Origin of the sequence: Bradyrhizobium altum (assembly GCF_020889705.1) — a bacterium.
Classification (GTDB): Bacteria; Pseudomonadota; Alphaproteobacteria; order Rhizobiales; family Xanthobacteraceae; genus Bradyrhizobium; species Bradyrhizobium altum.
Window position 1 is genome coordinate 1 of record NZ_JACMYP010000120.1, and the last position, 26,474, is coordinate 26,474.

Consider the following 26,474-nt stretch of genomic DNA (forward strand, 5'->3'; position numbering starts at 1 on the left):
GTCGCGTCGGCGCCGCATTGCGCCTTGCGGAAATCATTCCACTTCTGGCCGCTGAGGGTGCCTGCCGTCTTGGCCGCCTGGTACTTGGCGCTGCATTCCTGCGCTGTCAGGGCCTGCGCCGGCGCGCTCGCCGCAAAGGCTGCAAAGCCCGACACCGCAATCACACACAACAATCTGGTCTGAATGGTCATCCCTGGTCTCCCGTCATCCCTGGTTTCCCGTGAGGTTTCCCCTGGGGGGCATTGGCGTAAGACCATTATCCTAGCGCAACCCCGACTTGCGACAATGTGCGGACGCCCTTGGCCGTTAAAATATTGTGGCGGCGGGACCACCGCATATTCATCCACGGTTCATCATCGCCGCGCAACGTTTCGGCTCCTTCCCTCACGAGGTGCCCCATGAAGAAAATTTCCGCGCTCGCGACCGCAACCGCCCTTGCCTCCCTGCTGCTGATGGGCGGAGCTTTCGCGCAAACCGCCGCCCCCGCCGCCAAGGAGGCCGCTCCGAAGGCCGACGGCAAGATGGCCAAGGAAGCCAAGCCGCGCACCGCCGAGTCGCTGGAATGCTCGAAGGAGGCCGACGCCAAGGGCCTGCACGGCAAGGAGCGCAAGAAATTCCGCTCGGAGTGCAAGAAGGCGGGCGGAGCTGCCGCTGCGCCGGCCGCGAAGTAACACGTAGGCGTATATGACATCCTTCACCCTCCCCGCCGGGGAGGGTGAAAACCTGTGCGCCGGGCGAACCGGGGCGCAATGCTGCAATCGCGAGATGCAATTGTCCCGTGGTTGCGAATTTGCCATAAGGCGGCGTGACCCTGATCCGCGCTTCGATGGCAACCGCCATTCCCGACCGCAGCAAAGTTCTGAACGGGCTCGAGACACTCGTCATCGGCGCCGCCGGCGGCTTGCTGTTTTTATGGGCCGGATTGCCGGGCGGGCTGATCTCGGGTGCGATGTGCGCGGTCGCGATCGCAGCACTGGCCGGACGGCCGCTCGCGGTGCCGCCGGTGCTGACGCAATCGGTGCTGCTGCTGCTCGGCATCTCGCTGGGCTCGCTGATGTCGCAGCAATTGCTGCAGCACATGAGTTCCTATCCGCTCACCATCGCCCTGCTGGCGCTGGCGACGTTCTGCTCGACCTTCGGCTCGAGCGTCTATCTGCAGCGCATGCATGGCTGGGACCAGACCTCGGCCTTCCTCGCCGGCAGCCCCGGCGCGCTCTCGCAGATCACGATCCTCGCCGCGGAAAAAGGCGCCGACGTCGCGGCGATCGCCGTGGTGCAGACCATGCGCGTCATCATCCTGACCGCGGCCCTGCCGCTGGTGCTGGCGCTGACCGGCGTGACGCACGCGGCGCCGCCGCCATTGCCGACGACGGTGGCCTCGCCGTTCGGCCTTGTCGCCCTGGTCGCCGGGTCGATCGGCGTCTCGCTGCTGCTGCGCTGGATCAAGTTTCCCGCCAGCTGGATGTTCGGCGCGATGCTCGCCTCCAGCCTGCTGCATGGCTCAGGCCTGGTCGATGGCGGCCTGCCGCCCTGGCTGCGCAATGTCGCGCTGGTCGGCATCGGCGCGCTGATCGGCACCCGGTTTGCGCGGATGAAGACCTCGACCCTGCTGAGCCACGTCAATGCCGGGCTCGGCTCATTCGCGATCGCGATCGCAATCTCCGCCGTGTTCGTCGCGGTGATCGGCTTCACCACCCATGTGCGGCTCGCCGACGTCGTGGTCGCCTTCGCGCCCGGCGCGATGGACGCGATGCTGGCGCTGGCGCTGACGCTGCACATCGACCCGATCTTCGTCGGCGCGCATCATTTGTCGCGCTTCCTGTTCGTCACCATCTCGACGCCGGGCATCATCCATCTGTTCGGACGACCGCAGGACGACGTCGACGATTAGGCGATCAGATCACTTTCCGGCTCACACTTCGGACGCTGACTGCTCCGGCTGATCGCGAAACGATCGCGCCAACGCTGTCAGTTCGCCGGGATCGAACCATAGCTCCTCGTCCCGGTCCATTTGCAGTTTCGCGACGGCTGCGGCGTGCCACAACGGCCCGGTGATCTGGGCATAGACCGAATCGGGCTGTGCTTCGCTCCATTCCTCGAGCCGCTCTCTGGCTACTGCGCGCCATAGCGCGGTCAGCCGGCTGCTCGCACCGTGGATCTCGGAGATGGTATATTTCGGGCGCTGCTCGCTCATCAGCGTGGCGACGAGATTGCGTCGGCTCTTGAGGCGCAACAACGTCTCATTGGCCAACAGCAACAACTCGACGGGGACGCGGTGCACGATGATCAGCATGGGCTCGTCTGTCGCGCATGATCGGAACGGTGGCGGCGGGATAGCCTCCACCTTGCAACACCTGACACGCGTCAGGGCCTTCGCGCAAGGAATCCTCTATCTTGGCTTCCGGAAATCGATGCTGCGCAGGATGATCCGGGGCGGCGCCCCCTCGAACTCCTTCGCCTGGTACTTGCCATCGGCGCAGGCCTCGATGCGCTCGCGCAGCCGCATGAACTGAGTCTCGCGGTGGCCCGCGCGCCCGAGCGCCCCGCCTTCCAATTCATCCATGGCGGAGGTCGAGATCGCGCAATGGATCTCCTTCTCGTCGTCATGCATCGAAAACAGCACGACCATCCGGTCGTATTCGTAGCTGATGAAGCGACCCTGGGTAAGCGTCATGTGACCAGCTCCTTCAAAGCCGCGAAGTGGTTCTGGTTCATCGCGGCTCGGTCAGCCGGACAAAATCCTCGAGAATTGCCGTGACCAGATCGCGATGCCTTGTATCCTCCGGCGGCAGGCTCGCGGCGTACAGATTCAGAACGTAGCGCGCCTTGGCGGCCACCTCCGGCCACGACGTCGCAGGTACCGCCAGCAGTCCGGTTTCGAGCGAGACCTGCCGTTCGCGCAGGTCCCTCGCGTGGGTCTCGATTTCCGCCAGCGCACGGCGGATATCGGTGGCTTTCTGGGCTGCCATACCGCGGCGGCGATCGAGGTCGAGCGGTTCGTCAGCCATTGGATGCGCTCGCGTCGATACGCTGGGCGTCCGCCAGATCGACCGAGCCGATCGACACCATCTCCGTCGTCAATCCGCGCGAGCCTTGTGCCGGGACGATGATCATCGTGGCGACACGGCGGAACACCGCGAATGAGAGCCCTTCGATCGCCTCTTCATCCGTAATGACGTCATAGGCGCCTGCGGGCAATTCACGATCGATGCCTCTGATCCGGAATGGATGCTGGAAGGTGACGACTTCACGTCGGGAGCGCATGGTCATGGGCCAGCCTTTTGCGAAACGCCTTGCGCCGGTGCGTGGCCCCATTGGCAGCATGCGCCGCTTCGGCGGCAATAGCCAATGCTTTCTTGTTGGTTTTCCTGGTGTTCCTGGCATTCTCGCCGAACGAGGGGCAAAGACCGCTCCTCATAGCATCCAGCGTGTTGTTGCCGCAGCGCGCCGCAAACCGCTTTGGCGCTCGCTATTCGGGTGCGATCGGCCTACGGTCGATCACCGTCACTTCCGGCAAAGCAAATCCACGTCGACGTTCGGGACTGCTCCGGAGGCAGGCTCTGACCGAGTCGATGATCTCGATAAACAGAGGGAGACCGACATGTCCAAAGGCGAGCGACACGGCAACCGCGAGGTCAAGAAGCCCAAGAAGGAGAAGATCAAGGTGATCGCGGCGGCTCCCAGCCTGAAGGGCGGACAGCCGAGCTTCACGCCGGGGAAGAAGAAATAGATCGATTGAGACAAGGCCTGCAAATCAGGCCACTCAGTCAGACCTTGGCTGCCTTCGCCACGCCCCAGCCGGCGATCGCGGCCATCAAGAGCGAGATCAGCACGTTATAGCCGGCAAGCGAGATGCCGAGGAAGCGCCACTGCACCTCGTCGCAGCGGACCACCTTGACCTTGTCGAGCTGATCCAGCAGCGAGCCGGCCTTGCCGAAATCCACCATCGGGCCGGTGCAGTCGGTCGGCCCCTGCCAAAACCCCCATTCGACCCCGGCGTGATAGGCGCCGAGCCCGGCATTGGCGAGCGCGGCGAGGCCGAGGACCACAAGGCCCGCGAGCAGCACCGGGCGCGCCGCGCCACGGGCGGCCGCGAGCGCGACGACGGCGCCGAGCGGGACCGCGAGGTAATAGGCATAGCGCTGTTCGAGGCAGAGCGGACAGGGCATGATCTCCAGCACGAGCTGGAAGAACCAGGCGCCGGCCAGCGTCGCCGCCGCGATCACAGCAATCGCCAGGGCCGAGGTCAGCGCCGGATTGCCGGTGGCGGAAGCATCCGACGGATGGGCGGTGGCGAGCGTCACGGCAGTCCTCCTGCGAGCATCGTTCGGCAGGGTCATGGCCCCTGCTCCATGCTCAGCCCGGGTCGTATCGCGTGAAAATACCGCTGTCGAGGCGCCGGACAATCACATCCGCGCGGGTTGACCGTGACGGGCCGCCCGCTATAGTCCGCCGCGCTTCGCGACCCCGGGCCCGTCTCGGCCTGGATCACCGCGAATGCCCCTGTGGCGGAACTGGTAGACGCGCTCGACTCAAAATCGAGTTCCGCAAGGAGTGCTGGTTCGATTCCGGCCAGGGGCACCACGCTTCGCCCTTGCGGGCTTCGCGTGGCGCAGCCGCGCCAAGACTGCAAGGGCGAAGCGTGTCCGGCGAAGCTCGAGCGACGCGAGAGCGAAGACGGACGGCCTCATTTCGGGTATAGGCCCGCGGATTCCAATATCAGTCCTTTTGAGCTGCGCCGACATACATGCGGCCGACGCCGGCGGCGATCACCATTTCAATGCGGCCGTACGCACCGGGGCGTCCCACAGCGCCGATGTCTCGGCATCGAGCAGGCTCACGGTGAGCGAGCAGCCGGCCATATCCAGCGAGGTGACATAGCTGCCGACCAGCGAGCGCGCGATGCGCAGGCCGCGCTGCTCGAGCATGCGGCGCGCGGCATTGTACATCAGATAGAGCTCGATCGTCGGGGTGCCGCCGAAGCCATTGACCAACAACAGCGCCTCGGAGCCTGCGGGAGCGGCGAGATCGTCGGCAAGGGCGCTCGTCATTTCCGATGCGATCGCGTCGGCCTCCGCGAGCTTGACGCGGCGGCGCCCAGGCTCGCCGTGGATGCCGACGCCCATCTCCATCTCGTCTGCGCCGAGCGTGAAGGTCGGCGTGCCCGCGGCCGGGACCGTGCAGCTGGTCAGCGCCACGCCCATCGAACGCGTCCGCGCGTTGACGCGCTCGCCGAGCGCCACGCAGGTCTTGAGATCGGCGCCCTTCTCGGCGGCCGCGCCGACGATCTTCTCGACGATCAAGGTGCCGGCGACGCCGCGGCGCCCGATGCTGTAGGTCGACTTCTCGACCGCGACATCGTCATCGGTCACGATGGTGGCGGTGCGGCCTTCGGCGATCTCGGCTGCCATCTCGAAGTTCATGCGGTCGCCCGCATAGTTCTTGACGATGAACAGCACGCCGGCATCGCCCGCGACCGCCTGCGCGGCCTCGACGATCTGGTCCGGCGTCGGCGACGTGAACACCTGTCCGGGACAGGCGGCATCCAGCATGCCGTGGCCGACGAAGCCGGCATGCAGCGGCTCATGCCCGCTGCCGCCGCCCGAGACCAGCGCGACCTTCCTGCGGTTCAGCTCGCGGCGACGCACGAATTTGCGCTCGGCGCCCAGCACGACCAGATCGGCATGCGCGGCCGCGAAGCCGTCGAGGCTTTCGCCGAGCACATTGTCGACCGCATTGATGAACTTCTTCATGGTGTCCTCCCCGCTTCGTTCGGCGTTTTCGCCTATTTTTCCCGCATGATGCCGATCAGGCGCCGTGTGAATTCCTGCAGCAGCGTGTCGAGCTCGGCATTGCGCTTGGCGCTGCCGAGATCCGGCAGATGCAGCGTCAACGTCCGCTCGTGCGAGCCTTCGCTCAGCCGGCCGACGCGGCGCGGATGCGCGCGGGCATAGGCGCGCAAGAAGGCGGTCTTCGCCTGCGGCGGAAAGTGGCAGACATCGAAGATCGTGTTGAGATGCTGCACCGGGATCGGCACCGGATAGGCCGGGTTGCTGATCTGGCTGACGAAGCTGCGGTTCTTACCCATGGCATGGGCGAGGCGCAGTCGCATGCCGGACGGGCGGCTCTCCAGCACTTCCTTGAAGATGCGCTTATAGACCGCAACCGCGCCGGCTTCGGGCGCTTCATCGGCCGCCGTGTCAGCCAACACCGCCTCCGCTGCTCAGCCGGTCGATGGTCTGCTTGATCTGCGCCAGTGCCGATGCGTTCACGGACAATTCGCGCAGGCCGCAATTCAGAAGCGCGGGAAGACAGCGCGGATCACCCGCCATGTCGCCGCACAGGCTGACGCCGATGCCGGCGCGGCGGCCGTGCTCCGCGGTCCGCGCGATCAGTTCGAGCACTGCGGGATGCAAGGGGTCCATCAGGGGGGCGAGAGCTCCGTTGGAACGATCGCAGGCCAGCACATATTGCGCGAGATCGTTCGAGCCGATCGAGAAGAACGACGCCTTGAAGCTCGATACCGCCAGGGCCGCCGCCGGAACCTCGACCATGATTCCGAGCTCCGGGAGCATCGCGGCAATGCCGTCCGCCTGCAAGCGCTGCACGATGCCGGCGAACAGCTTCCGTCCCGCCTCGAGCTCGTCCGCCGACGTCACCATCGGGAACATGACCTTGAGGTTGCCGCGCACCGCGGCGCGGGCCAGCGCGCGGAGCTGGACGGCAAAAATCTCGGGCCGGGCCAGGCAAAGCCGCAAGCCGCGCACGCCGAGGAACGGATTGGCCTCGCCGTCGAATGTAAAGCCGGGCACCGGCTTGTCGCCGCCGGCATCGAACGTGCGGATCGTGACCGGCCGCGCTCCGGCCCAGCGCAGTACCGTGTCATAGGCCTGGAATTGGGTCTCCTCATCCGGCAGGTGACTTTGCCCGACGAGCAGGAATTCCGTCCGCATCAGGCCGATGCCGTCGGCATATTGCGCGTCCGCATCATCGAGGTCGTCGACCCGCTGGATATTGATCAGGAGCTTGATGTGTTCGCCGCGCCACGAGGCCGTCGGCCGCCGCAGGATCGCGCGCGCGGATGCCCTGCTCTTGCGATGGCTCTCGCGTCGCTTCTCGAAGATGCGCACCTGCTCGGCGCTGGGATCGAGCTCCAGCGTCGCGCCTTCGCCATCGAGCAGCGCCGTGGCGCCGGCATTTGGGATGGCGCCGAGTTGCACGACCATCGGGATGCCGCGCGCACGCGCCAGCATCGCGACGTGGCTGGTCGGACTGCCGTGCAGCAGCGCGAGGCCGCCGCCGCCGGACCAGTCGATCTCCAGGAAGCGTGACGGCGGCAGGTCGTCGGCACAGACGACGCCTCCGCTCGGGATCTTCAGCGGCTCGCCTTCGTCGCCGCGCAGGATGTGGACGACGCGGTCGCGCAGGTCCGCAAGATCCGACGAACGCGCCTGCAGATACTCATCCGCCGCCGAATTGTACTCCGCGATCTGCTCGTCGAGCGTCGAGCGCCATGCGACGTCGGCCGGACGCCCCTCGCCGATCGACGCGAAGATCGCCTCGATCAGATCCTCATCCTCCAGCAATGCGACCTGGAATTCGAGGATTTGCGCGGCTTCGCCGCCGGCGCTGGCGGCAAGATCGGCGATCTGCCCGCTTGCGAGATCGATCGCCTTGCGCAACGCGAGCGCCTCCTCGACCAGCGTGCCGGCCACCCGCTCGCCGCCGGCGCCCGCATCGACGCGAACCAGCGGACCATGGGCAAAGCCGATCGAGGCGGTCCTGCCGCGGTAAGCCGATCCTGCAGCGCCGCCCTGCATGCTAGCCTGCTCCATCCGGAAAATCGCTGGCAACCAGGTCGACCAGGGCCGCGACGGCGGCCTCGGCGTCGCTGCCGGATGCCTTGATCTCGATCGTGCTGCCGTGCGCGGCGCGCATCGCCACGATCTTGGCCACGCTCTTGGCATTGATCCACTCGGGTGCACCCGCGACCCGCACCGAGATCTGCGCCTGGAATTTCTTGGCGAGCTTGGTCAGCTTGACTGCCGGGCGCGCATGCATGCCTACCGCATGCACCAGCCGCACATTGCCGGTGAAGATCTGTCCGTCCGCTTTATCAAGCATACTCATCATCCATCATCGCTTCGCCGACATCTCAATCGGCAGAGAGTTCCTCGGCCACGGCCTTGACCTGAGCCAGCGAGCTGCCGCCCGCCGCCTCGGTCGCCGCCATCACAGCGCCCTCGACGATCGGCGCGTTGCAGACGACAACGAGATCGCGCCGCGCGGGCTCCAGCATCTCCACCGCCATTTCGCTGTTGGTCTCGGCACCGCCGAGATCGACGAGCACCGCAACACCCTTCGGAGACCAGGCGTCATTGATGGCGTCGATGATCAGCGGCACGCTGGTGCCCAATCCGCCGTCGGGATTGCCGCCGCAGAACGCCACCTTGACTTCGCTGCCGACCATCTGCCGCACCATGTCGGCGGTTCCCTTGGCGATGTCGCTCGAATGCGAGACGATCACGATTCCCACGGTGTCGGTCATGCCCGTGCCTCCAGGCCGGCGCACACCGCCTGCACCAGCACGCAGCTCGATCGCGCGCCCGGATCGACATGGCCGACGCTGCGCGCGCCGAGGAACGACGCGCGCCCCTTGGTGGCCTGCATCGGCGCCGTCCGTTCGACCGCCTCGGTCGCGGTGGTGCGCACCCGCGCGATCAGATCCGGCTGGCCGGCCGCCGTCTTCAATGTCTCAAGCACCGGAACCAGCACATCCAGCATCGTCTTCTCGCCAACCTGCGAGCGGCCGCGCGCGCTCACTGCGTTCACGGCGCTGCTGAACACGTCAGCGAGATCCTCGGGCAGGTGCTTGTCGTGCGACAGCGCCTCGCCGGCGGCAAGAAAGAAGCTGCCATAGAGCGGCCCGGAGGCGCCGCCGACCGTCATCACCAGGGTCTTGCCGATCATCTTCAGCGCTTCGTCGAGCGGCTGCGCCGAGATCGCATCAAGCTTGCCGAGCACGGCTTCGCAACCGCGCTTCATATTGGTCCCGTGGTCGCCGTCGCCGATCGCCTGATCGAGGCTCGTCAGCTCCGGCGCGCTGGCGATGACCTGCTCTGCGGCCGCCTTGACCAACGACTTGAATGTCTCTGATGGCACCGACATCTCCTCGATCCTCTCGCCCCTCTAATGAACCGCCGCGGCAATGCGCTGCCCCGCGCGGTCGAAACACAACGGATGCACCAGATGCAAGTCGACCTCCTGGCCGGCCTGCAGCGGCTGGTGCGGATCCGCCAGCGTCACCAGCGTCTCGCCCTTATAGTCCAGATGAATATGATTCTGCTCGCCGAGGTGCTCGACCCGATGCACGCGGCCGACCATCTGGCCGCCGTTGCGCGCGGCAAGCTGAAGATGCTCGGTGCGAATGCCGACCGTCTCGGTGCCAGCCGGCATCGCGACATCGGAGAGCAGGCGAGCCGGCAGGAAGTTGATCTGAGGCGTGCCGAGCCGCGAGGCGACGTAGCTGCTGGACGGGCTTTCGTAGATCTCCCGGGGCGTGCCGAGCTGAAGCAACTGGCCGTCCCTGATCACGCCAATTCGCGAGGCCATCGTCATCGCCTCGACCTGATCGTGGGTGACATAGAGGATGGTCGCGCCGAGCTCGATCTGGATCCGCTTGAGTTCGAGGCGAAGCTCAGCACGGAGTTTTGCGTCCAGCGAGGACAGCGGCTCGTCCATCAGATAGATCGAGGGATCGCGGACCAGGGCCCGGCCGATCGCCACGCGCTGCATCTCGCCGCCGGAGAGACGGGTGGCGCGGTTGTTCAGCTTGCTCGCGATGTGCAGCAGCTCCGCGGTCTGTTCGACGCGCTTGCGGATGATCGGCTCGGCCACCCGCCGCGCCGGAGAGCGCAGCGGAAACGCCAGATTGTCGTAGACCGTGAGATGCGGATACAGCGAATATTGCTGGAACACGAAGGCGATGTCCCGCGAGCCGGGCGGATCATGCGTCACGTCGCGCCCGTCGATCATGACGGAGCCCGTATCGGGGCTCTCCAGTCCGGTGATCAGCCGCAGCGTCGTGGTCTTGCCGGCACCGCTCGGCCCGAGCAGGACCAGGAACTCGCCATCGCTCACCGTCAGCGAGAGGTCGCGGACCGCTTCGACCGCGCCGAAGCGCTTGTTGACGTTGCGCAGGGTGACGTCAGCCATGGCGCACGCCCTCCGCGCTGGCGGTCCTGATCGCAAGGCCGCTGCCGATGTCGAACAGCGCCAGCCGCGCCGCATTGAATTCGAGACCTATGGTTTCACCGATCCGCACCGACGCGCTGGACGGCAGCCGCGCCGCGACCCGCCCATAGGCCGTGTCGACGGTGACGATCTGGGTGGTGCCGAGATATTCCGCGCCGAACACCTCGCCGCGAACGGCGCCCGCGTCGGCGAAGCGGATATGCTCCGGACGGACGCCGAGCGCCAGCGGCGCGCTCGCACGGTCCTCGCGGATCTCCGGCACCGCAAGCCTGGTGTCATGGAAGCTGACCGCGCGATCGCCGGATCGCAGGCCGCCCTCAAAGCGCAGGAAGTTCATCGGCGGCGAGCCGATGAAGTCGGCCACGAACATGCTCGCGGGCCGGTCATAGACCTCCCGCGGCGTGCCGATCTGCTCGACACGTCCCTTGTTCATGACGGCGATCTGGTCGGCCATCGACATCGCCTCGAGCTGGTCGTGGGTGACATAGACCGTGGTCGCCTTGATGCGATCGTGCAGGTCGCGCAGCTCGCCGCACATCAAATGACGAAACTCGGCGTCGAGCGCGCCCAGCGGCTCGTCCATCAGGAACGCCTTCGGGCGCCGCACCATGGCGCGCCCGAGCGCGACGCGCTGCCGGTCGCCGCCCGAGAGTTTCGAGGTCTTGCTCGACAGCAGATGCTCGATCTGCAACATCCGCGCGGTCTCCTGCACCCGCTCGCGGATCTCACGCCGGCCCATACCCTGGCACTTCAGGGGGAAGCCGATGTTCTCCCCGACATTCATGTGCGGATAGAGCGCGAACAGCTGGAACACGAAGGCGATATCGCGCGCGGCAGCACGGTGGAACGTGACGTCCTCGCCATCGAGCAGGATCTTGCCTTCGGTCGGCAGCTCAAGGCCGGCGATCATGCGCAACGTGGTGGTCTTGCCGCAGCCGGAGGGCCCGAGCATCGCGAAGAACGTGCCGTCGTCGATCGTGAAGGTCGAGCCTTCCACCGCGGTGAACTGATCGAAGGACTTGCGCAGATTTTCGATGCGGATCTGTGCCATGGCGCTATTCCGGAAAATGGCTGACAATGACGAAGCCGACCGTGCCGGCCAGGATCGTCACGAAGGAGTAGCTGTAGAGATCGATCGACCAGGGCTGCACCAGCATGATGATGCCGCCTCCGATCAGGGTCATCGCGATAGCCTCCCACGGCCCGCGACGGAACCAGCGCGCTACGCTAGCTTTGGCAACCGCAGAGCCGTTCATTTGCGCACCGCTCCGAAGGTGATGCCGCGCAGCAGATGCTTGCGCAACAGCACGGTGAACATGACGATCGGGACGACGAACAGCGTGGTCGCGGCGGCAACCGCCGGCCAATCCTGCCCGCCCTCGCCGATGATGAAGGGGATGAAGGGCGGCATGGTCTGCGCCTCGCCGCTGGTCAGCAGCACCGCGAAGGCGTACTCGTTCCAGGAGAAGATCAGGCAGAAGATCGCGGTCGCCGCGATCCCGGTGACGGCCTGTGGCAACACCACCTTGCGCAGCGCCTGCAGCCGCGTATAGCCGTCGACCAGCGCCGCCTCCTCATACTCGCGCGGGATCTCATCGATGAAGCCCTTGAGCAGCCAGACCGCGAGCGAGACGTTGACGGCGGTGTAGAGCAGGATCATGCCGAGCCGCGTGTCGGTCAGATTGAGCTGCCGGTACATCAGATAGATCGGGATCGCCACCGCGACCGGCGGCATCATGCGCGTGGAGAGGATGAAGAACAGCAGATCGTCCGCCAGCGGAATGCGGAAGCGCGAGAACGCGTAGGCCGCGAGCGTGCCGAGGAAAACCGCGAGGAAAGTCGAGCCGAAGCCGATGATCAACGAGTTGACGAAGCGCGGCACGACCTTGGACGGCCCGGCGATCACCATGTCCCGCTTGCGCACCAGCTTATCGTACCAGGTTTCCGGCGGCGGCAGCTTGGCGATGAAGTCCGGCGTCTGGCGCGTCCGCACCGTGAACAGGTTCACATAGCCTTCGAGGGTCGGCTCAAAGATCACCTTGGGCGGATAGGCGATGGCGTCGCTCTGCGACTTGAAGGCGGTGGCGACGATCCACAGCAGCGGCAGGATCGTGATCACGGCATACAGGATGACGAGGCCGCCGGCGAACGCCTTGGTGCGCGGCGAGGCCTCGACGATCGAATGCGCGGTGGATTTGGTCAGGACAGATTTGGTGGCGGCAGCGGTCATCGTTGCTTCACCTTGTTGAGCGTCTTGACGTAGATGTTGGCGGCGCCGAACACGGTCACGAACAGGATGATGGCAAGCGCCGAGGAATAGCCGGTGCGCCATTTCTCGAACGCCGCGCGCTTCAGCGAGATCGACACCAGCTCGGTGGTCGAGCCTGGCCCGCCCGAGGTCAGGAGGTTGACCATATCGAACATCTTGAAGTTCTCGATCGCGCGGAACAGCACCGCGAGCATCAGGAACGGCACCGTCATCGGCAGCGTGATCGACCAGAACTGCCGCCATGCCGAGGCGCGATCGACTTCCGCGGCCTCATAAATGTAATCGGGGATCGAGCGCAGCCCGGCGAGGCAGATCAGCATCACGTAGGGCGCCCACATCCAGGTATCGACCAGCACGATGGTCCACGGCGCAAGCGACACCTGCCCGGTCATGCTGAACGAGCTCGGTGGCACGCCGGTCAACAGGCTGATCAGATAGTTGAACGGCCCGATCTGCGGCTGCAGCAGCAGCGTCCAGAAATTGCCGACCACCGCCGGCGACAACATCATCGGCAGCAGGATGATCGTGGTCCAGAAGCTGTGGCCGCGAAACTGACGGTTGATCAGAAGCGCCAGGCCGAAGCCTATGACCACCTGCAACGCCACCGACGAGATGACGAACTGCGCCGTGGTCTGCAGCCGGAACCAGACGTCCTCGTCGGTGAGGATGTCCCTGAAATTGTCGAGGCCAACGAACCGCAGCGGCAGATAGGACATGCTGAGGTTGAGGTTGGTGAAGGACAGCCGGATCATCCAGATCAGCGGAAAGATGTTGATCGCGAGCAGCAGCGCTATCGTCGGCGCGACGAACAGCCAGGCGATGGCCCGGTCCGACAGGCCGTGGACGCGCCGGGCGGCGCGGGATTTTACAGGCTTGCTCACGCCTGGGATCGTAGCATGATCGGGTTGGAGGATCGTCGTCATCGTGTCCATCAGCGGGGCTGGGCCGGTTCGGATTCCCCGAGGCAGCCCTCGGGGAATCCAGTTCAGGTGATGTGCGGGCGGGCGCTATTGCGAGGCGACTTCCTTGCCCTGCTCCTTGAACACCTTGGTCCAGTCCTTGACCAGGAGATCGAGCGCCTGCTGTGACGTGCCCTTGTCGGCGACGACGTAGTCATGCACCCGCTTCTGCATGTCGAGCAGCAGCTGCGCGTAGGACGGCTCGGCCCAGAAGTCCTTGACGATGCCCATCGACTCCAGGAATTGCGGCGCGAACGCCGCGCTCTTCGGGAAGTCGGGCGCGTCGACCACCGCCTTGAGCGCCGAGTAGCCGCCGATCTGCCACCATTTCTGCTGCACGGCAGGCTGCGCGAACCATTTGATGTAGGCGAGTGCGTCGTCCTTGTGGTCGGAGGTTGCCACCACCGAGATGCCCTGTCCGCCGAGCTGCGTGAAGTGCCCCTTCGGACCTGCCGGGTTGACGAAGAAGCCGATCTTGTCGCCGCCGACATTCGGGTCCTTGTAGAGACCGGGAAAGAAGGCGAACCAGTTCATCTGCATCGCGACCTGGCCCGACTTGAAGGCATCAAGTCCTTCCTGCATGTAGGCGTTGGTCATGCCCGGCGCCGTGCAGCATTTGTAGAGCTCCTTGTAGAACTCGAGCCCCTTGGCCGCGTCGGCGGAATTGACGATGCCCTGCATCTGGTACGGCTTCTTCGGATTGTCGTAGGCGAAGCCGTAATTGTAGAGCACGTTGGTCACGCCCATCGTGATGCCTTCCGAGCCACGCTCGGTGAAGATGTAGGCGCCATAGACCTTCTTGCCGTCGATCTCGCGGCCCTGGAAGAACTCGGCGATCTGCTTCAGCTCGTCATAGGTCTTCGGCGGCGCCAGATCGCGGCCGTACTTGGCCTTGAACGCGGATTGAATCTCGGGCCGAGAGAACCAGTCCTTGCGGTAGGTCCAGCCCACCGCGTCGGCCATGGCCGGCAGTGCCCAGTAGTTCGGCGTGTTCTTCGGCCATTGCGAGTAGCCGACGACGGTCGCCGGGACGAAATCGTCCATCGAGATCTTCTCTTTGTCGAAGAAGTCGTTGAGCTTGACGTACCACTTGTTCTCGGCGGCGCCGCCGATCCATTGGCTGTCGCCGATGATCAGGTCGCACAGCTTGCCGTGCGAGTTGAGCTCGTTGAGGAAGCGATCGGCGTAGCTCGTCCAGGGGACGAACTCGTACTTCATCTCGATGCCGGATTGCTTGGTGAAGTCCTTGCCCAGCTCGACCAGTGCGTTGGCCGGGTCCCATGCCGCCCAGCACAGCGTGAGCTGCTTGCCTTGCGCTGCGGCTTCCCCGCCGCCGAGAACCCCAAGTGCTGCGGCCGCAACGACCGTGGACGCCACCGTACTGCGTAACCATCCCAATCTTCGCATATCCATTTCCTCCCTATCGTTGAAGCACCTAACTCGCCCGGCGCATCCCTGACGGATTGACGCCGAGACTTCGAAACCGAGTTGATGAGCGATGATGGAGAGCGAGACTGAACGCGTCCGGAAGTTGGGGTCCGGATGGCGGGGCTCCTCCCACACATCAGCTCGATGCGCGATGTTTATCGTTTTTGTAATACTAAACGTATTACTAAATTCAGGAACCCGTCAAGCCGATTTCTTGCGAGCCTCAAGAGGAGCTGGCTGCGCTATCCAGCGCAGACGAATCGCTGCAGTGCACCAAAGCCGATAGCGGAAAGCACCCAGCGCTGGGCTCGGCTTGATGTTTAGTGGATCGTTTTACTGAACGTTCAGCGCAATGACGAACGCCCTGCCCGCGTCGCATCACCTCGTCAAAGCAAGGCGAACGCGATCGAACACGGCCAATCGCGGAGCCTGATCAACAAGTGCGTATTACGTCGCGTGGCGCCGCCACGCATGGGCTGCAAGGGCGAAGCGTCTCGGGTGAAGCCAAAGCACGCGAGAGCGACGACGGAACGCTCCGGCGCTTCGCGAACTGCCTCACTGATTCAAGATCGGCGGAATGTCCTTGGCCGCTTTCGGTCCTGGCAGCGAGCTGAGATAGGCGTGGATGTCGGCGGCATCCTTGTCCGACAGCACGTCGGCGGAGAATGACGGCATGTCGTTCGGCGCCTCGCGCAGGAAGGCGATGAAGGACTCCACCGGCAGTGCTATCTGCGCCAGCGCGGGCGTCAGGTAATTGAAGCGGCCGCCCTGCCCGGCGCGGCCGTGGCATTCGAAGCAGCCATCGGCAAGATAAAGCCGCTTGCCGTTGACGGCATCGCCGGCCGGCGCGTCTTCGGCGCGCGATGCAACGACGTTGCCAGTAGCGAAAGCCCCAGCGATCGCGGCGACGGCGGCAAGACGCTTCACAGTTCCACTCATCATCGCCATCTCCGCTTCAACGCTGATCCATCACGACGTCGAGCAGCGCCGGCTGGCCGCTCTTGACCACGGCGATCGCGCGCTTCAACGCGGGCGCCAGCGCATTCGGATCGCTGATCGGTCCCTCGCCATAGACGCCGAACCCCTTGGCAACGGTCGCATAGTCGACGAGGGGATCCTTGATCGTGGTGCCGATATCGGCGTTGGTGATGCCGCGGCCATGGCGCGCAGCCATCGCCTGCAGATACATGTATTCCTGATGATAGGCGCGGTTGTTGTGCACGATGTAGAGCATCGGGATCTGATGGTGCGCGGCCGTCCAGAGCGTCGAGGGCACGAACATGAAGTCGCCGTCGCCGCCGATCGCAACCGTCAATCGTCCATGCCGCTTGTTGGCGAGCGCAGCCCCGAGCGAAGCCGGCAGGGTGTAGCCGACACCGCCGCCGCCGGAGCCGCCGTTCCATTGATACGGCTTGGTGAAATTCCACAAGCGATGCGGCCATGACAGGCCGATCGAAGTGCCGACCAGCGACCAGTCCTCATCCTTGATCTGGCTGTAGAGCTCGGCGCACAGCCGCGCCGTGGTGATCGGGCTCGCGTCCCAGCCTATCGTGGCGTCAAGCTTCGCCTGCTCGACGGTGGCGAGCTTCGTCGCCGCAAGCTTCTTGCCGCGTGCGTCGAACGCGGCCTTGCGTCCCTCGTCGATCCGGCGTTTGACCTGCTCGGTCAGCGCCGGCAGGCTCGCCTCGGCGTCACCGGCGATGTCGAGATCGACCTCCTGATAGCGGCCGAGGTCCTGGTAGTTGGCCTTCATGTAAAGGCCGCGGGTGCCGAGCGTGACGATCCTGGCGGTCTTCTTGTAGCGCGGCTCAGACGTCCGCACGATGCGATCATGGAAATCGCTGAGCGAGCCCCAGATGTCGTTGACCTCCAGCGCCAGGATCAGGTCGACCTGCGACAGGATGGAACGGCGGAACGACTGGTTGAGCGGATGGCGCGAGGGGAAATTCATCCGCCCGAAATTATCGATCACGGCGCATTGCAGGGTTTCCGCAAGCTCCACCAGGCGCGGCATGCCGGCGGGCGTGCGCGCCATCCGGTCGCACAGGATCACCGGATTGTCCGCCGCGACCAGCATCTTGGCGAGCTCGGCCAACGCCGCGTCGTCGCCCTGCGGCGCCAGCGCCGGGGTGAATTTCGGGATGCGCAGGCGGTCGCGGTTCGGAATCGGGTTTTCCTGCAGCTCCTGATCGAGCGACAGCATCACCGGCGCCATCGGCGGCGTGGTTGATATCTTGTAGGCGCGCAGCGCCGATTCCGCGAAATGCTGCAGCGAGGCCGGCTGGTCGTCCCACTTGACGAAGTCGCGCGTCAGCGCCGCGGGGTCGATCGCCGAATGCGGCCATTCGGCGCCCGGCGCGCGCTTGTCGGCCTCCATGATGTTGCCGCCCATCACGATGACGGGGACGCGGTCGCACCAGGCGTTGTACATCGCCATCGATGCATGCTGCAGCCCGACCACGCCATGGCAGATCATGGCGAGCGGCTTGCCCTCGATCTTGGCGTAGCCCTGGCCCATATGCACCGCGATCTCCTCATGCGGGCAGGTGATGATCTCGGGCTTCTTGTTGCCGCCATGATTGATGATGGCCTCGTGCAGGCCGCGGAAACTCGAGGCGCAGTTCATCGCGAGGTAATCGATGTCGAGCGTCTTGAGCACGTCGACCATGAAGTCGCCGCCGCTCGAGGTCTGATTGACCGGATCGGCCGGCGGCGGCAGCGCATCGGCCGCCGCGAGCCTCGGGCCCGGGAGCGCAGCTTTGGATCGCTGTTCGGAAATCCCTGGCATCGCGGTGTTGGCGGCCGCAGGGGCAGCCAGCGCCGCCGCACCGGCGACGGTCGCACCCTTCAGGAAATTTCGGCGGCCGGGATCGAGCGCGCCTGCGCGGCGCGAGTCGCTGCGTTTCGGCATGTCCTCTCCGGGAACTTAGACCAGATGCCTACGAGCTCATTGCTTGTTGGCATGAGTGTCGTCCCGAAGCTCGGGAGCCGTCAATACACAGACGCGTAAGCGTGCAGCTTTTGGCTGAGGTGCTCCGCGAAATTGGCATGGGAAGAGGAAGACGCGCTTCGGCCTAGCGCGCCAGTGCTGCGATCAACTCGACTTCGATCGATGCGTTGCGCGGAAGCTGCGCGACGCCAACGCTCGTCCTGGTGTGCAGTCCCCGCTCCGGACCGAACAGCTCCACGATGAGCTCCGATGCGCCGTCGGCGACCGCGGTCTGACCGCTAAAATCCGCGGCGCTGTGCACGAACACGGTGAGCTTCAGGATCTGCGTGACATTGTCGAGCGACCCCAGATGCGCCTTGATCGCGGCCAATCCGCGGATCAGCGCCAGCCGTGCACCCCGCTTGGCATCTTCCGGTGTGACATCGCGGCCAACCTGGCCGACGACATGCACCTTGTCGCCGTCGCGCGGAAGCTGACCGCTGACATAGATCGTGTCGCCATGGACCACGACCGGCGCGTAGGCGCCGCCGGCCGCCGCCGACATCGGCAGCTCGATGTTGAGTTCGTTCAGCCGCTGCTCGAGATTCACGATTGCATGCCAGCGAACTGGCCCTCCAGCCCGGACGGCGGCTTCTGAGCGAAGCGGAGCTCCGTCTGCCGCCGGGCGCTTTTGTTAACTCGGTTCTGTGTGACGCGGTACCCGGGAACATGCTCTCGGAGCAATTCTGCCGTTATCAGCGCTGTGCGCGGCGTTTCAGATATGCGCAGAGCATGTCGGGCCATGTCTCAGCCGCCAGACGGGAAATAGCCGTCATATTTTGGCCATAGCCCGTTTCTTAAAGGCCCGAGCGGGCCATGTCCCGCCTCTGTTTTGCGTCGCCTGGCCGGTGCGGTCGCTTCGCAACCAAATCGCAGATCATCGCTGCGCCCTCCCACAATCAGGATGGACTGCCAACAACAAGAGGACTTTGTAATGCGTAAAACTCTCGCGGCTGTCGCCGTGCTCTTGGCCTTCGCTTCATCTGCTGCAGAAGCTCGCGGCCGTCACCACCATCATCGGCACCATGCACATTCCGGTCGCCCCGCTGCGTGGTGCGGGTGGTTCATGCGCGCGCAGGTCGGCAGCGATCCCGGTCCTCAATACAATCTGGCGCGCTCCTGGGCGCGATACGGCTCTAATGCAGGCGGCCCTTCGGTCGGCGCGATCGTCGTCTGGCGTCACCACGTCGGCAAGATCGTGGGTCACGAGAACGGCCAGTGGATCGTCCAGAGCGGCAACGATGGACATGCCGTGCGCACGCGGCCGCGCTCACTGGCCGGCGCCATCGCGTTCCGCAACGCTTACGCTTCGTTCTAAGGGAACTCTCGAACGCTTCTGCTAACATGCAAGCCGGCGACGTTCAGCGGTATACGAACCGTTCATCATCGCGGCTTACGTTCAAGCGGGGTTTCGCCCTGAAGCCCTCAGACGGGCGCCGTCACCAGCGTTGACCTGGTGGCGGCGCCTTTTTTCAGGAATGCATTGGCTTGCCTCAGAAACCGAAGAAAGTCGCAGCTGCTTCCACGGCCGTTTCCTGCTGGTCGGCCGCTTACATCAGCATCTGCAATGCCGTGACGGTTTTCGCTGTGACCGGCGGCGTTCTCGGATTGCTGCTGGCTGCCAAGCGTTATCTATGAGCCTTCAGCGCTTTCCGAGACTCTTCAGATATGCGCAGAACATGTCGGCCATCGCGTCGGCGTAGCTCTCGATCTCGGCCTGACTTCGCGGGCTCTCTGAAAAATCCTTGCCCACCGTGCTCATCGTGGTCGTGATCAGATCGCCGGCCGTCGCGCGGACCGCGTCGGAAGCTTTCGGCAATGCCTCGCGCATGAAGACCTCGACGATACGCTCGCCCGATGCGCGCGCCGCGCGGGCTTCGGGCGCGTCGCGATAAAGCGGCGCGGCGTCATTCAGTGCGACGCGCACCGCGGCCTCCTCGCATTCGGAACGGATGAAGGCGTGCACCAGCGAACGCAACCGCTCCAATGGCGGCCGCGTGCGATCGGCGAGAATGTTGCGCAGCAGGCTGGAGTTCTGCCGCCACTCATCGCTCTGCAGCCGGAACAGAATCGACGCCTTGTTCGGAAAATACTGGTACAGCGAGCCGACGCTGACGCCGGCCCGCTCGGCCACCCGTGCCGTGGTGAAGCGCTGCGCGCCCTCCTTCGTCAAAACCTGAACAGCTGCATCGAGGATCGCCGCGACGAGCTCGGCCGAGCGGGCCTGTTGCGGCTGTTTTCGTGAGGAAATTGAAGAGCTTCGCCGTCCGGTCATGAACGCCCTGGGGAATGCGATTAGCGAATGCGAATAATTATTCGTATTTCTGGCGAGGCGCAAGGACGCGCCGCCTTTCAGACCGGAGACCGACATGACCACCCTCATTTCACCTGAGCTCGCGGGCCTGCTCGACCGCCTGTTCGCGCAAGCCTCCGCCGCTGACGAAGAGACCCAGCTCGCGGTGGCCGACCTTTCCGATGCGGAACAGGCGCGCCTGATGCGGAGCAAGACCGACTACCGCGCGCTCTACGGCCGCCTGAACAATGTGCCGCTCGCGGTCTCGCGCGAGACCGGCGCGCTGCTCTACATGCTGGCGTGCGGCACGCGGGCGCGGAACATCGTCGAGTTCGGCACCTCGTTCGGCATCTCGACGCTGCACCTCGCCGCCGCGCTGCGCGACAATGGCGGCGGCCGGCTGATCACATCCGAATTCGAGCCGTCCAAGGTGGCGCGCGCCCGGGACAATCTCGCCGCCAGCTGCCTCGACGACCTGGTCGAGATCCGCGAGGGCGACGCGCTCGAGACACTGCGCACCGGTCTGCCCGATACGATCGACCTCGTGCTGCTCGACGGCGCCAAGGCGCTCTACCCCGACATCCTCGATCTCGTGGAGCGCCGCCTGAAGCCGGGCGCCTTCGTCGTCGCCGACAATGCCGACCACAGCCCCGACTATCTGGCACGGGTGCGCTCGCCGGCGAGCGGCTATTTGTCGGTGCCGTTCGGCGAAGACGTCGAGCTGTCGATGCGGCTCGGCTGAGCGGATGCTGGCGGAGCGCGCGATCAGACCGTTTTGATCCTGTCGATGACGGCGGACAATCGCGCGCGCTTTGCTGGGTCGGTGACGTATTGGAGACTGGCTTCGAGGTCGCGAAGGACGCTGCCCACTTTCCATTTCGCTTGCCCGTCGGCAACCACCTGCATTGCCAGTTCCTCGGCCTTGTCGGGATCACCGAGATCAAAGGCCGCGGCAAGCTGCGTCGGGCGCAGCCATTCGTCGGCAAGCTGCAATCGTCTGGCCCGCTCGCAGGCGGCAATCGCGACCCGCACGGTGGCCTGCGCAAGATCCTCGTCGCCCGGGTTCCCCCGAGCACGATAGAGACGGGGCAAGTTGCTGGAGCAATAATAGGCGTTGAGATCGAGCTCCATACCCTGCTGATAACAGTCGATCGCCTTCTCGAGCTCCTCCTTGCGGCGAGGAGAGTCGGCTGGTGCGGCTCTGGCGAGGCGTTTGTGGCGGCCCCCCATCAAGCCGAGCCGTTCCGGCGTCGGCCCCGCGAAATCAATCAACGTCTGGATCTCGGCAATGGCCTGGATGTCGTCGCCGGCCTGGGCCGCGGCAAATGCACGATTTTCCTGCACTTCAGGCTCGTTGGCGAAGCGGTCGGGAAGCTTGCTAATGAAGTCCAGCACGATGCTCCAGTCGGCGGCATCGTTGACGCAGTCGCGCAGCATCAGCAACAAAGCTAGCGCCTTTGCATAAGTGGCGGGCGGACTTCCCTCGGTCGCGATCAGCGCTTGGGCCCGCGCCATGCGCTGATCCGGGGCCGCCGCGCGCACCGCGCGTATCTTGGTCTGAAACGCGGCTTGCTCGGCGAGTTGACCTCGCATCGACGTCGCCTTGCGCGGATCGACCTTGTCAGGAAAACCCGGGATCGACTGATGCATCGGCGAAATCCCGGCGGCGAGCGTCTTGATGGGATCCTTGATGGCAGCCTGCATCGCGGCGGCGGTCGCCTCGGTGATCTCACCTTCGGGCAGCGGGTAACGGACAGTCCGCAACTGGACGACATCGAACAATTGCTTGGACCAGTCGGCCGCGAGCAGGACGCATCCCGTCTTCTGTGATGCGTGGCGAATGCCGACCTCATAATAGACGTTGCCGTTCGGAATCGTCATGTCGGCCAGCACGAGATCGGCGAAGTAGATCCGCTCCAGCATTTCGCTGACGATCAACGCGCTGGTGTCCTGGTCGGCACGCACCGGCTGATAGCCCAGTGCCTTGATGGCCGGAACGTAAGCCCGATCCCAGAGCGCGTTAAAATCGATCTCGGCTGGACCAAACTTGGGGTCGGCCTGGGTCGGCTTGCGACCGTAAGGCATGATCATGAAACAAGACGGCATACTGCAATTCCTTCAGTCCCATAATTTTCTCGTATCCAGCCAGTAAATCCAGGTCGTCTTGCGCCCCGCCTCTTCCATCAGGTGCTTGGCACCGCCAGGGCCATCGCCGCCCTCGCCGTTCCACAGGCAGATGAAGGCGATCTTCTCGTCGCCGAACCGGGCGGCGCGCTGCAGCATCCATTGATTGTCGCGCTCGTAGGCGTTTTCGCCGGCCGGCAGCGGCCCGAGTTCGTCGGGCATGACGTGGAGCGTCGCTTTCGATTTCGCGGCGAAATAGCGCGCACGCCAATTGCCACCGGCGAAATCCACCGAGCCGGCGAGGAAGGTCGGCTCATCGAACGGAATGTAGATCTCAAGCCGCATGCCCTGCGCGAGGGCGGCTTCCGCAAACAGGAGATCGCCGCCGCAGGCCCCGCCGCAGATTGCAAGGTCGCCTTTGCTGACCCCGATCCGCACAAGCGCGGCGGCAATCGCGGCGGCCGCCGCGGGCTCCTTGTCCGGGGGAAAGCGTGGCGTCTTTCGATCTGGCGCATCGATCATGTGACCGCTGAAGAGAACCACCGTGTTCGGTGATTTGGCGTCTTGTTCCGTGGCCATCGCGACACCTCGACTCATGATTGGATCATTGTGTCCAGGTGACGAACTTAACTGAAGGCGAATTCCTTGTCGAAACCGGGGTCGGAGTGTCGGGACGCCGCTCCGCGCGGCATCACGTGAGATCGAAGGCCTGCGGGAAATGTTCCGGCCTGACCTGCTCCTTCGCCGCGAGCTGTCCGATCGCGGCGAGTTCGTCCATGTTCTTCGGGTCGTCCATCGCTGCGACCTTCGCAAGCGCGTCCGGCGTCCGATCGATGCGGAGCTTCTCCTTCAGCCAAGCCGTTTCCAGCAGCACGTTGTAGCGCGCATAGGTCGCGAGTTGCGGCCCGTTCTGGCTGTCCGCAATCATATCCGTCACCGCGCGATCGATCGGCCACGGCGTCAGGCAATTGGTCAGCCATTGCAGCATGCCGTGATTGTGCCGGCTGCAATCATCCATGAGCGATTGCAGTGAGCGCACGCCCTGCTCCGCCGCCGGCATGTGAAGGATCTGCTCCGTCGGGTAGGTCGACCTGAATACGCCGGTACCCGCCGAGATCAGCAGGAGCTTGTCCTTGCCGCTATGCCAGCGAAAGCCGTGGCCATGGAGTGCCGCGAGCATCAGGAGTTGCAGAGCCGGATCGTTAAACGGACTGACGCCGCCGTCGACGAAGGCGCCGTTGACCGTGTGACCGTCGCGTGCCGAGATCGTGATCTCCTCCGGTTTGAAATAGGTTGGCGCCGCGGTGCTGGCGCGCACCACTTGGGTCAGCCGCAACGCGCCGTCCTGCTTGGCAAAGACCGCGTCCGGATTGTTATGCAGCGGCCAGGGGCTGCCGGTATCAAGACGCTTGGTCATGATCATCAAGCCGGTGCGGATGCGATCGCCGCCGATCACGGTGTCGGCGCCGAGCTGCGCATCGAGCGCGCGCTGCAAGGCGTCGGAACTGAATTTCGGCGCCAGCAGCCCTCGCCGCCAGAACGATTCCTGTAAGATGTCCGTGCCGATCGAGCGATAGAGCTTCTTCAGGGCGTCGACGGTCATGCCGCAGGCAAGCCCAGCTGCGATGATCGATCCCGTCGAGGTACCGCCGATCAGATCGAAATAGTCGCACAGCAACAGGTCGTTGTTCTTGTACCGCTCGCGCAACTGCATCTCAATCGCGGCCAGGTATTCCAGCGTCAGAATGCCGCGAATGCCGCCACCGTCGAGCGCCAATATCCGTTTCGGCCCGGCGTCACGATCAAGATGCTGCTGCTTGGTCTTCGGCATGATTGCCCCCCGACTATGACTTTTGCTGATCTCGATACGGCCGACCGATCACGGCCGAAGGCTCAATTGGTCGTGCGTCCAGACGCGAACGGCGCCAGGCCATGAAATGAAGCGATGCGTTCAAATCGACACATCAGCTTAGTTTCGAAAAATTTTAGCCAGTCCGCGCCGGAGCACGACAAGCATCGCGCGCCGGTTCCCTGGGTATCTTGCACATGGCACACCCTAAGGTATAGTGAGATAAATCACTGGCAGGCGGTTTTTCTTTTTCGCGCCCGGCGATCGCACATTTCAGAGACGAGCTATCATTCTGTCCGCGGCAGGACGTGCAGCCGCGGCATTCGGCCGATGAGACACGGCCAGCCGTCGCATCAAATTCATGCAGATCGGAATTTGCCATGCCAAATGATTTCTCGGTCTTTATCAGCCATCGCGCCGAAGACAGATTTCTCGCGCGCCTGTTGAAGGCGCGGCTCGAATATCTCAGCAGCCTGGACGGTCAGCGTTCGGTGGAATGCTTCGTGTGCGAGGAAATTCCCGGCGGCGCGGAATGGCGGCAATGGATGATCGACAACACGGCGAAGGCCGACTGCCTGATCTTCATCCACACCAATGCCGAGCACAACTGGACATGGTGCGCGTCCGAGATTTCCCAGTTCGACGGCTACAAGCGCGCGTTGAAGCTCATGTCAAAGGTGCTGTGGTTCTCGGTCGACAGTTCGCCGTCGTTTCCGATGCTGGCAGAGAACGAGTTTTACGGGATCGGCGAGGACGAGGTCCGGCGGTTTCTCGAAGATCTGTTCGTGCGGCCGACCTTCGGTGCCGTGCCGCTACGGCCAAAACTGAACGCCAATCACGCCCGCGACTTCAACGAGGCGGTGAAGGACCTGCACGCGCAGTTCATGCAGATCACCCGCCCGGAAGAGCTGTTTCGTCTGCGGCTTCGCATCGTGTTCAGCGACGAGTTGTCGTTCCGGCAGAAGGCCGATACGCTGAAGGCATTGCCGCCGTCAGACCGTGCGCGGGGATTCCTGACGGATGCCAGGCTGGAAGCGGATCCCGCCACCACCACGCTGCTGTCCGGCCCCGATACGGCTGATCTCGACTGGGAGGACCTGCTCAGCGCACAGAATCGGTATGACAGTGGCGCCTGGCTCGACGAGTTGACGAGCTACGTCGCGAACTCGTTTTCCGACGTGGACATTGCCAGCCGGCGAAGCCGCGAGCAGGTCCTCAGTCCGATCTTCCGCGATTTGAAGCTGTATCAACCGGTCATCGCCCGGCTCGAATATCTCGACAACACGCCGTTCTCGGTCGTCATCATCTTCGTGCCGATGCCGCCATTCAGCGAGGATCCAAGACTGATGGTCGCGCAGAACATGCCGAAGGACATCGTCTTCCTGTCGATCCTGCTGCGACTGGCGCGGCGCTTCCGATGGTCGTTTCTCGAACCGCTGTACAACGCGGTCGAGAATCTGGACGATGACTTCAGCGCCAAGCGATGGGACGATCTGCTGCAGCGCTACCACGAATGCCTGGAAAACCTCGATTCGATCCTGCGACAGGGCAACATGCGCGAGCTCGAGACCGTCGGCGACATCAAGTCGACGATCAACATCTCCGACGATGCGCTCTTGAAGGAGATGTTCAAGGATTGGGGGACGTTTCAGACGCGGCTTGCGCAGGCCATCGAGAAGAAGTCGCCGGGCGATGTACGGCAGACGCTGGAGCCATGGCTCAAGCGCAACAAGGACTTCATGAAGCAACTGCTCGTCGAAACCCAGGGCAAGGTGGACAAGCTGCGTCCGCTGGAAGCCCACTAGAGCTTCAGTTCTGATTGAATCAGAACCGAAGCTCTAGATTGTCGTTTTGACGCGTTTTCTTCACGCGAACCGGTGTCCACTTCGCTCGAAAACGCTCTAGAACTCATCGGCCGCAGGTTCGACTCGGCCGACCCTTGCGCTCAGATCATCGAAGCGACGCGTTCGAGGCCGATCAGGCGTGCCAGCGAACGGACCTCGTTCTTCTGATCCTCGCGGAGCTGGAACAGCAGCGGCATCGCCGCCGACTTCAGCTGCTGGACTTCCTCGGAGTCGGGATCGATCGGCATGGTTCCCGATGCGGGATCGCCCTGGCGCTTGGCGTGGATTTTGCGCGCGACGGCGCGCAGCGCAGTCTCGACCGCCGGCCAGTAATACTCCTGCGATGACGACAGTTTGAGCCGGTCCTTGATGCCGGCGATCTGCGCGTCGCTGAGCAGGGCGTAGGTCTTCTGCGGCGCCGGCTTGGCGGCCGCCTTGGGCTTCGGCAGCGCGGCGGGGGCGGCC

Annotated in this window: 30 protein-coding genes, 1 tRNA gene and 2 pseudogenes; 7 read left to right on the forward strand and 26 right to left on the reverse strand. The window is 64.3% G+C overall.

The genetic code is table 11. From position 1 onward, the window contains the following. A pseudogene (locus tag H8B02_RS26080) lies at nucleotides 1–191 on the reverse strand (hypothetical protein); the annotation flags it as partial. 207 nt (nucleotides 192–398) lie between these two features. On the opposite strand from H8B02_RS26080, the gene H8B02_RS26085 reads away from it, so the two are divergent. Together H8B02_RS26085 and H8B02_RS26090 are read left to right on the forward strand one after the other, a co-directional pair. Then, nucleotides 399–671 (forward strand): PsiF family protein, encoded by a 273-nt coding sequence (locus H8B02_RS26085; RefSeq protein WP_212314068.1) that lies wholly within the window; start codon nucleotides 399–401, stop codon nucleotides 669–671. A 134-nt stretch (nucleotides 672–805) separates the two neighbouring features. Continuing rightward, nucleotides 806–1,891, forward strand: coding sequence for an AbrB family protein (locus H8B02_RS26090; protein WP_376711713.1), 1,086 nt, complete (start codon nucleotides 806–808; stop codon nucleotides 1,889–1,891). A gap of 21 nt (nucleotides 1,892–1,912) precedes the next feature. Here the strand turns inward: H8B02_RS26090 and H8B02_RS26095 are convergent, their stop codons facing one another. From H8B02_RS26095 to H8B02_RS26110, 4 genes are all read right to left on the reverse strand, one after another. Continuing rightward, entirely contained in the window at nucleotides 1,913–2,293 is a 381-nt protein-coding gene (locus H8B02_RS26095; protein ID WP_229168891.1) for a hypothetical protein, read from the reverse strand. A 96-nt stretch (nucleotides 2,294–2,389) separates the two neighbouring features. Beyond that, nucleotides 2,390–2,674, reverse strand: coding sequence for a DUF1488 family protein (locus tag H8B02_RS26100; protein ID WP_092123564.1), 285 nt, complete (start codon nucleotides 2,672–2,674; stop codon nucleotides 2,390–2,392). A 37-nt stretch (nucleotides 2,675–2,711) separates the two neighbouring features. Beyond that, nucleotides 2,712–3,008: a hypothetical protein gene (locus H8B02_RS26105; RefSeq protein ID WP_212314071.1), complete on the reverse strand. Its 297-nt coding sequence runs from the start codon at nucleotides 3,006–3,008 to the stop codon at nucleotides 2,712–2,714. Then, on the reverse strand, nucleotides 3,001–3,270 hold the full coding sequence (locus tag H8B02_RS26110; protein WP_229168892.1) for a hypothetical protein: 270 nt from the start codon (nucleotides 3,268–3,270) through the stop codon (nucleotides 3,001–3,003). The genes H8B02_RS26105 and H8B02_RS26110 overlap by 8 nt, the downstream gene beginning before the upstream one ends. On the opposite strand from H8B02_RS26110, the gene H8B02_RS26115 reads away from it, so the two are divergent. Next, the gene (locus H8B02_RS26115) at nucleotides 3,263–3,730 is read left to right on the forward strand and encodes a hypothetical protein (protein ID WP_229168893.1); all 468 of its coding nucleotides are present in this window, start codon (nucleotides 3,263–3,265) and stop codon (nucleotides 3,728–3,730) included. The genes H8B02_RS26110 and H8B02_RS26115 overlap by 8 nt on opposite strands. Before the next feature lie 37 nt (nucleotides 3,731–3,767). On the opposite strand, the gene H8B02_RS26120 is transcribed toward H8B02_RS26115, so the two are convergent. Continuing rightward, nucleotides 3,768–4,340: a disulfide bond formation protein B gene (locus tag H8B02_RS26120; RefSeq protein WP_229168894.1), complete on the reverse strand. Its 573-nt coding sequence runs from the start codon at nucleotides 4,338–4,340 to the stop codon at nucleotides 3,768–3,770. Between the two features lie 159 nt (nucleotides 4,341–4,499). Between H8B02_RS26120 and H8B02_RS26125 the strand changes: the two genes are divergently transcribed. After that, nucleotides 4,500–4,584: transfer RNA gene (locus tag H8B02_RS26125), tRNA-Leu, on the forward strand. 185 nt (nucleotides 4,585–4,769) lie between these two features. Here the strand turns inward: H8B02_RS26125 and dhaK are convergent. From dhaK to H8B02_RS26200, 15 genes are all read right to left on the reverse strand, one after another. After that, nucleotides 4,770–5,753 (reverse strand): dihydroxyacetone kinase subunit DhaK, encoded by a 984-nt coding sequence (gene dhaK / locus H8B02_RS26130; RefSeq protein ID WP_229168895.1) that lies wholly within the window; start codon nucleotides 5,751–5,753, stop codon nucleotides 4,770–4,772. Between the two features lie 32 nt (nucleotides 5,754–5,785). Beyond that, entirely contained in the window at nucleotides 5,786–6,208 is a 423-nt protein-coding gene (locus tag H8B02_RS26135; protein WP_212023350.1) for a hypothetical protein, read from the reverse strand. Next, entirely contained in the window at nucleotides 6,201–7,820 is a 1,620-nt protein-coding gene (gene ptsP / locus H8B02_RS26140) for a phosphoenolpyruvate--protein phosphotransferase (protein WP_229168915.1), read from the reverse strand. The genes H8B02_RS26135 and ptsP overlap by 8 nt, the downstream gene beginning before the upstream one ends. Nucleotide 7,821: 1 nt before the next feature. Continuing rightward, nucleotides 7,822–8,124, reverse strand: coding sequence for an HPr family phosphocarrier protein (locus H8B02_RS26145; RefSeq protein ID WP_229168896.1), 303 nt, complete (start codon nucleotides 8,122–8,124; stop codon nucleotides 7,822–7,824). Between the two features lie 31 nt (nucleotides 8,125–8,155). Continuing rightward, nucleotides 8,156–8,548: a dihydroxyacetone kinase phosphoryl donor subunit DhaM gene (gene dhaM, locus H8B02_RS26150; RefSeq protein ID WP_092118687.1), complete on the reverse strand. Its 393-nt coding sequence runs from the start codon at nucleotides 8,546–8,548 to the stop codon at nucleotides 8,156–8,158. Next, nucleotides 8,545–9,168 carry a dihydroxyacetone kinase subunit DhaL gene (gene dhaL / locus H8B02_RS26155; RefSeq protein WP_229168897.1) on the reverse strand — a complete coding sequence of 208 codons (624 nt, stop codon included), beginning with the start codon at nucleotides 9,166–9,168 and terminating at the stop codon, nucleotides 8,545–8,547. The genes dhaM and dhaL overlap by 4 nt, the downstream gene beginning before the upstream one ends. A 21-nt stretch (nucleotides 9,169–9,189) precedes the next feature. Continuing rightward, nucleotides 9,190–10,215, reverse strand: coding sequence for an ABC transporter ATP-binding protein (locus tag H8B02_RS26160; RefSeq protein ID WP_229168898.1), 1,026 nt, complete (start codon nucleotides 10,213–10,215; stop codon nucleotides 9,190–9,192). Beyond that, nucleotides 10,208–11,305: an ABC transporter ATP-binding protein gene (locus tag H8B02_RS26165; protein ID WP_229168899.1), complete on the reverse strand. Its 1,098-nt coding sequence runs from the start codon at nucleotides 11,303–11,305 to the stop codon at nucleotides 10,208–10,210. The genes H8B02_RS26160 and H8B02_RS26165 overlap by 8 nt, the downstream gene beginning before the upstream one ends. A 4-nt stretch (nucleotides 11,306–11,309) precedes the next feature. Beyond that, on the reverse strand, nucleotides 11,310–11,510 hold the full coding sequence (locus H8B02_RS26170) for a hypothetical protein (protein WP_229168900.1): 201 nt from the start codon (nucleotides 11,508–11,510) through the stop codon (nucleotides 11,310–11,312). Continuing rightward, on the reverse strand, nucleotides 11,507–12,484 hold the full coding sequence (locus H8B02_RS26175) for a carbohydrate ABC transporter permease (RefSeq protein ID WP_229168901.1): 978 nt from the start codon (nucleotides 12,482–12,484) through the stop codon (nucleotides 11,507–11,509). The genes H8B02_RS26170 and H8B02_RS26175 overlap by 4 nt, the downstream gene beginning before the upstream one ends. Continuing rightward, nucleotides 12,481–13,455, reverse strand: a complete 975-nt coding sequence (locus tag H8B02_RS26180) for a carbohydrate ABC transporter permease (protein ID WP_229168902.1) — start codon at nucleotides 13,453–13,455, stop codon at nucleotides 12,481–12,483. Before H8B02_RS26180 ends, H8B02_RS26175 begins: the two co-directional genes overlap by 4 nt. A gap of 75 nt (nucleotides 13,456–13,530) precedes the next feature. Further along, nucleotides 13,531–14,889 (reverse strand): ABC transporter substrate-binding protein, encoded by a 1,359-nt coding sequence (locus H8B02_RS26185; protein WP_229168903.1) that lies wholly within the window; start codon nucleotides 14,887–14,889, stop codon nucleotides 13,531–13,533. Between the two features lie 576 nt (nucleotides 14,890–15,465). Continuing rightward, nucleotides 15,466–15,852, reverse strand: coding sequence for a c-type cytochrome (locus H8B02_RS26190; RefSeq protein WP_229168904.1), 387 nt, complete (start codon nucleotides 15,850–15,852; stop codon nucleotides 15,466–15,468). 13 nt (nucleotides 15,853–15,865) lie between these two features. Next, the gene (locus H8B02_RS26195) at nucleotides 15,866–17,821 is read right to left on the reverse strand and encodes a thiamine pyrophosphate-binding protein (RefSeq protein WP_229168905.1); all 1,956 of its coding nucleotides are present in this window, start codon (nucleotides 17,819–17,821) and stop codon (nucleotides 15,866–15,868) included. Between the two features lie 163 nt (nucleotides 17,822–17,984). Then, nucleotides 17,985–18,449, reverse strand: a complete 465-nt coding sequence (locus H8B02_RS26200) for a RidA family protein (protein ID WP_229168906.1) — start codon at nucleotides 18,447–18,449, stop codon at nucleotides 17,985–17,987. Nucleotides 18,450–18,965: 516 nt separating this feature from the next. On the opposite strand from H8B02_RS26200, the gene H8B02_RS26205 reads away from it, so the two are divergent. Next, complete coding sequence (locus H8B02_RS26205; RefSeq protein WP_229168907.1) at nucleotides 18,966–19,217, forward strand: C40 family peptidase; 252 nt, start codon at nucleotides 18,966–18,968, stop codon at nucleotides 19,215–19,217. Between the two features lie 324 nt (nucleotides 19,218–19,541). Here the strand turns inward: H8B02_RS26205 and H8B02_RS26210 are convergent, their stop codons facing one another. Further along, nucleotides 19,542–20,174: a TetR/AcrR family transcriptional regulator gene (locus H8B02_RS26210; RefSeq protein WP_229168908.1), complete on the reverse strand. Its 633-nt coding sequence runs from the start codon at nucleotides 20,172–20,174 to the stop codon at nucleotides 19,542–19,544. Between the two features lie 94 nt (nucleotides 20,175–20,268). Here H8B02_RS26210 and H8B02_RS26215 point away from each other — a divergent pair, with 94 nt between their 5' ends. Further along, nucleotides 20,269–20,934, forward strand: coding sequence for an O-methyltransferase (locus H8B02_RS26215; RefSeq protein ID WP_229168909.1), 666 nt, complete (start codon nucleotides 20,269–20,271; stop codon nucleotides 20,932–20,934). 23 nt (nucleotides 20,935–20,957) lie between these two features. Here the strand turns inward: H8B02_RS26215 and H8B02_RS26220 are convergent, their stop codons facing one another. From H8B02_RS26220 to H8B02_RS26230, 3 genes are all read right to left on the reverse strand, one after another. Beyond that, nucleotides 20,958–22,130, reverse strand: a complete 1,173-nt coding sequence (locus H8B02_RS26220) for a TRAFs-binding domain-containing protein (RefSeq protein WP_229168910.1) — start codon at nucleotides 22,128–22,130, stop codon at nucleotides 20,958–20,960. A gap of 180 nt (nucleotides 22,131–22,310) precedes the next feature. After that, the gene (locus H8B02_RS26225) at nucleotides 22,311–22,895 is read right to left on the reverse strand and encodes a hypothetical protein (protein ID WP_229168911.1); all 585 of its coding nucleotides are present in this window, start codon (nucleotides 22,893–22,895) and stop codon (nucleotides 22,311–22,313) included. A 112-nt stretch (nucleotides 22,896–23,007) separates the two neighbouring features. Continuing rightward, on the reverse strand, nucleotides 23,008–24,147 hold the full coding sequence (locus H8B02_RS26230) for a patatin-like phospholipase family protein (RefSeq protein WP_229168912.1): 1,140 nt from the start codon (nucleotides 24,145–24,147) through the stop codon (nucleotides 23,008–23,010). 398 nt (nucleotides 24,148–24,545) lie between these two features. Between H8B02_RS26230 and H8B02_RS26235 the strand changes: the two genes are divergently transcribed. Beyond that, on the forward strand, nucleotides 24,546–25,970 hold the full coding sequence (locus H8B02_RS26235; protein ID WP_229168913.1) for a toll/interleukin-1 receptor domain-containing protein: 1,425 nt from the start codon (nucleotides 24,546–24,548) through the stop codon (nucleotides 25,968–25,970). Nucleotides 25,971–26,110: 140 nt separating this feature from the next. Here the strand turns inward: H8B02_RS26235 and H8B02_RS26240 are convergent. Beyond that, nucleotides 26,111–26,474, reverse strand: a pseudogene (locus H8B02_RS26240) (hypothetical protein); the annotation flags it as partial.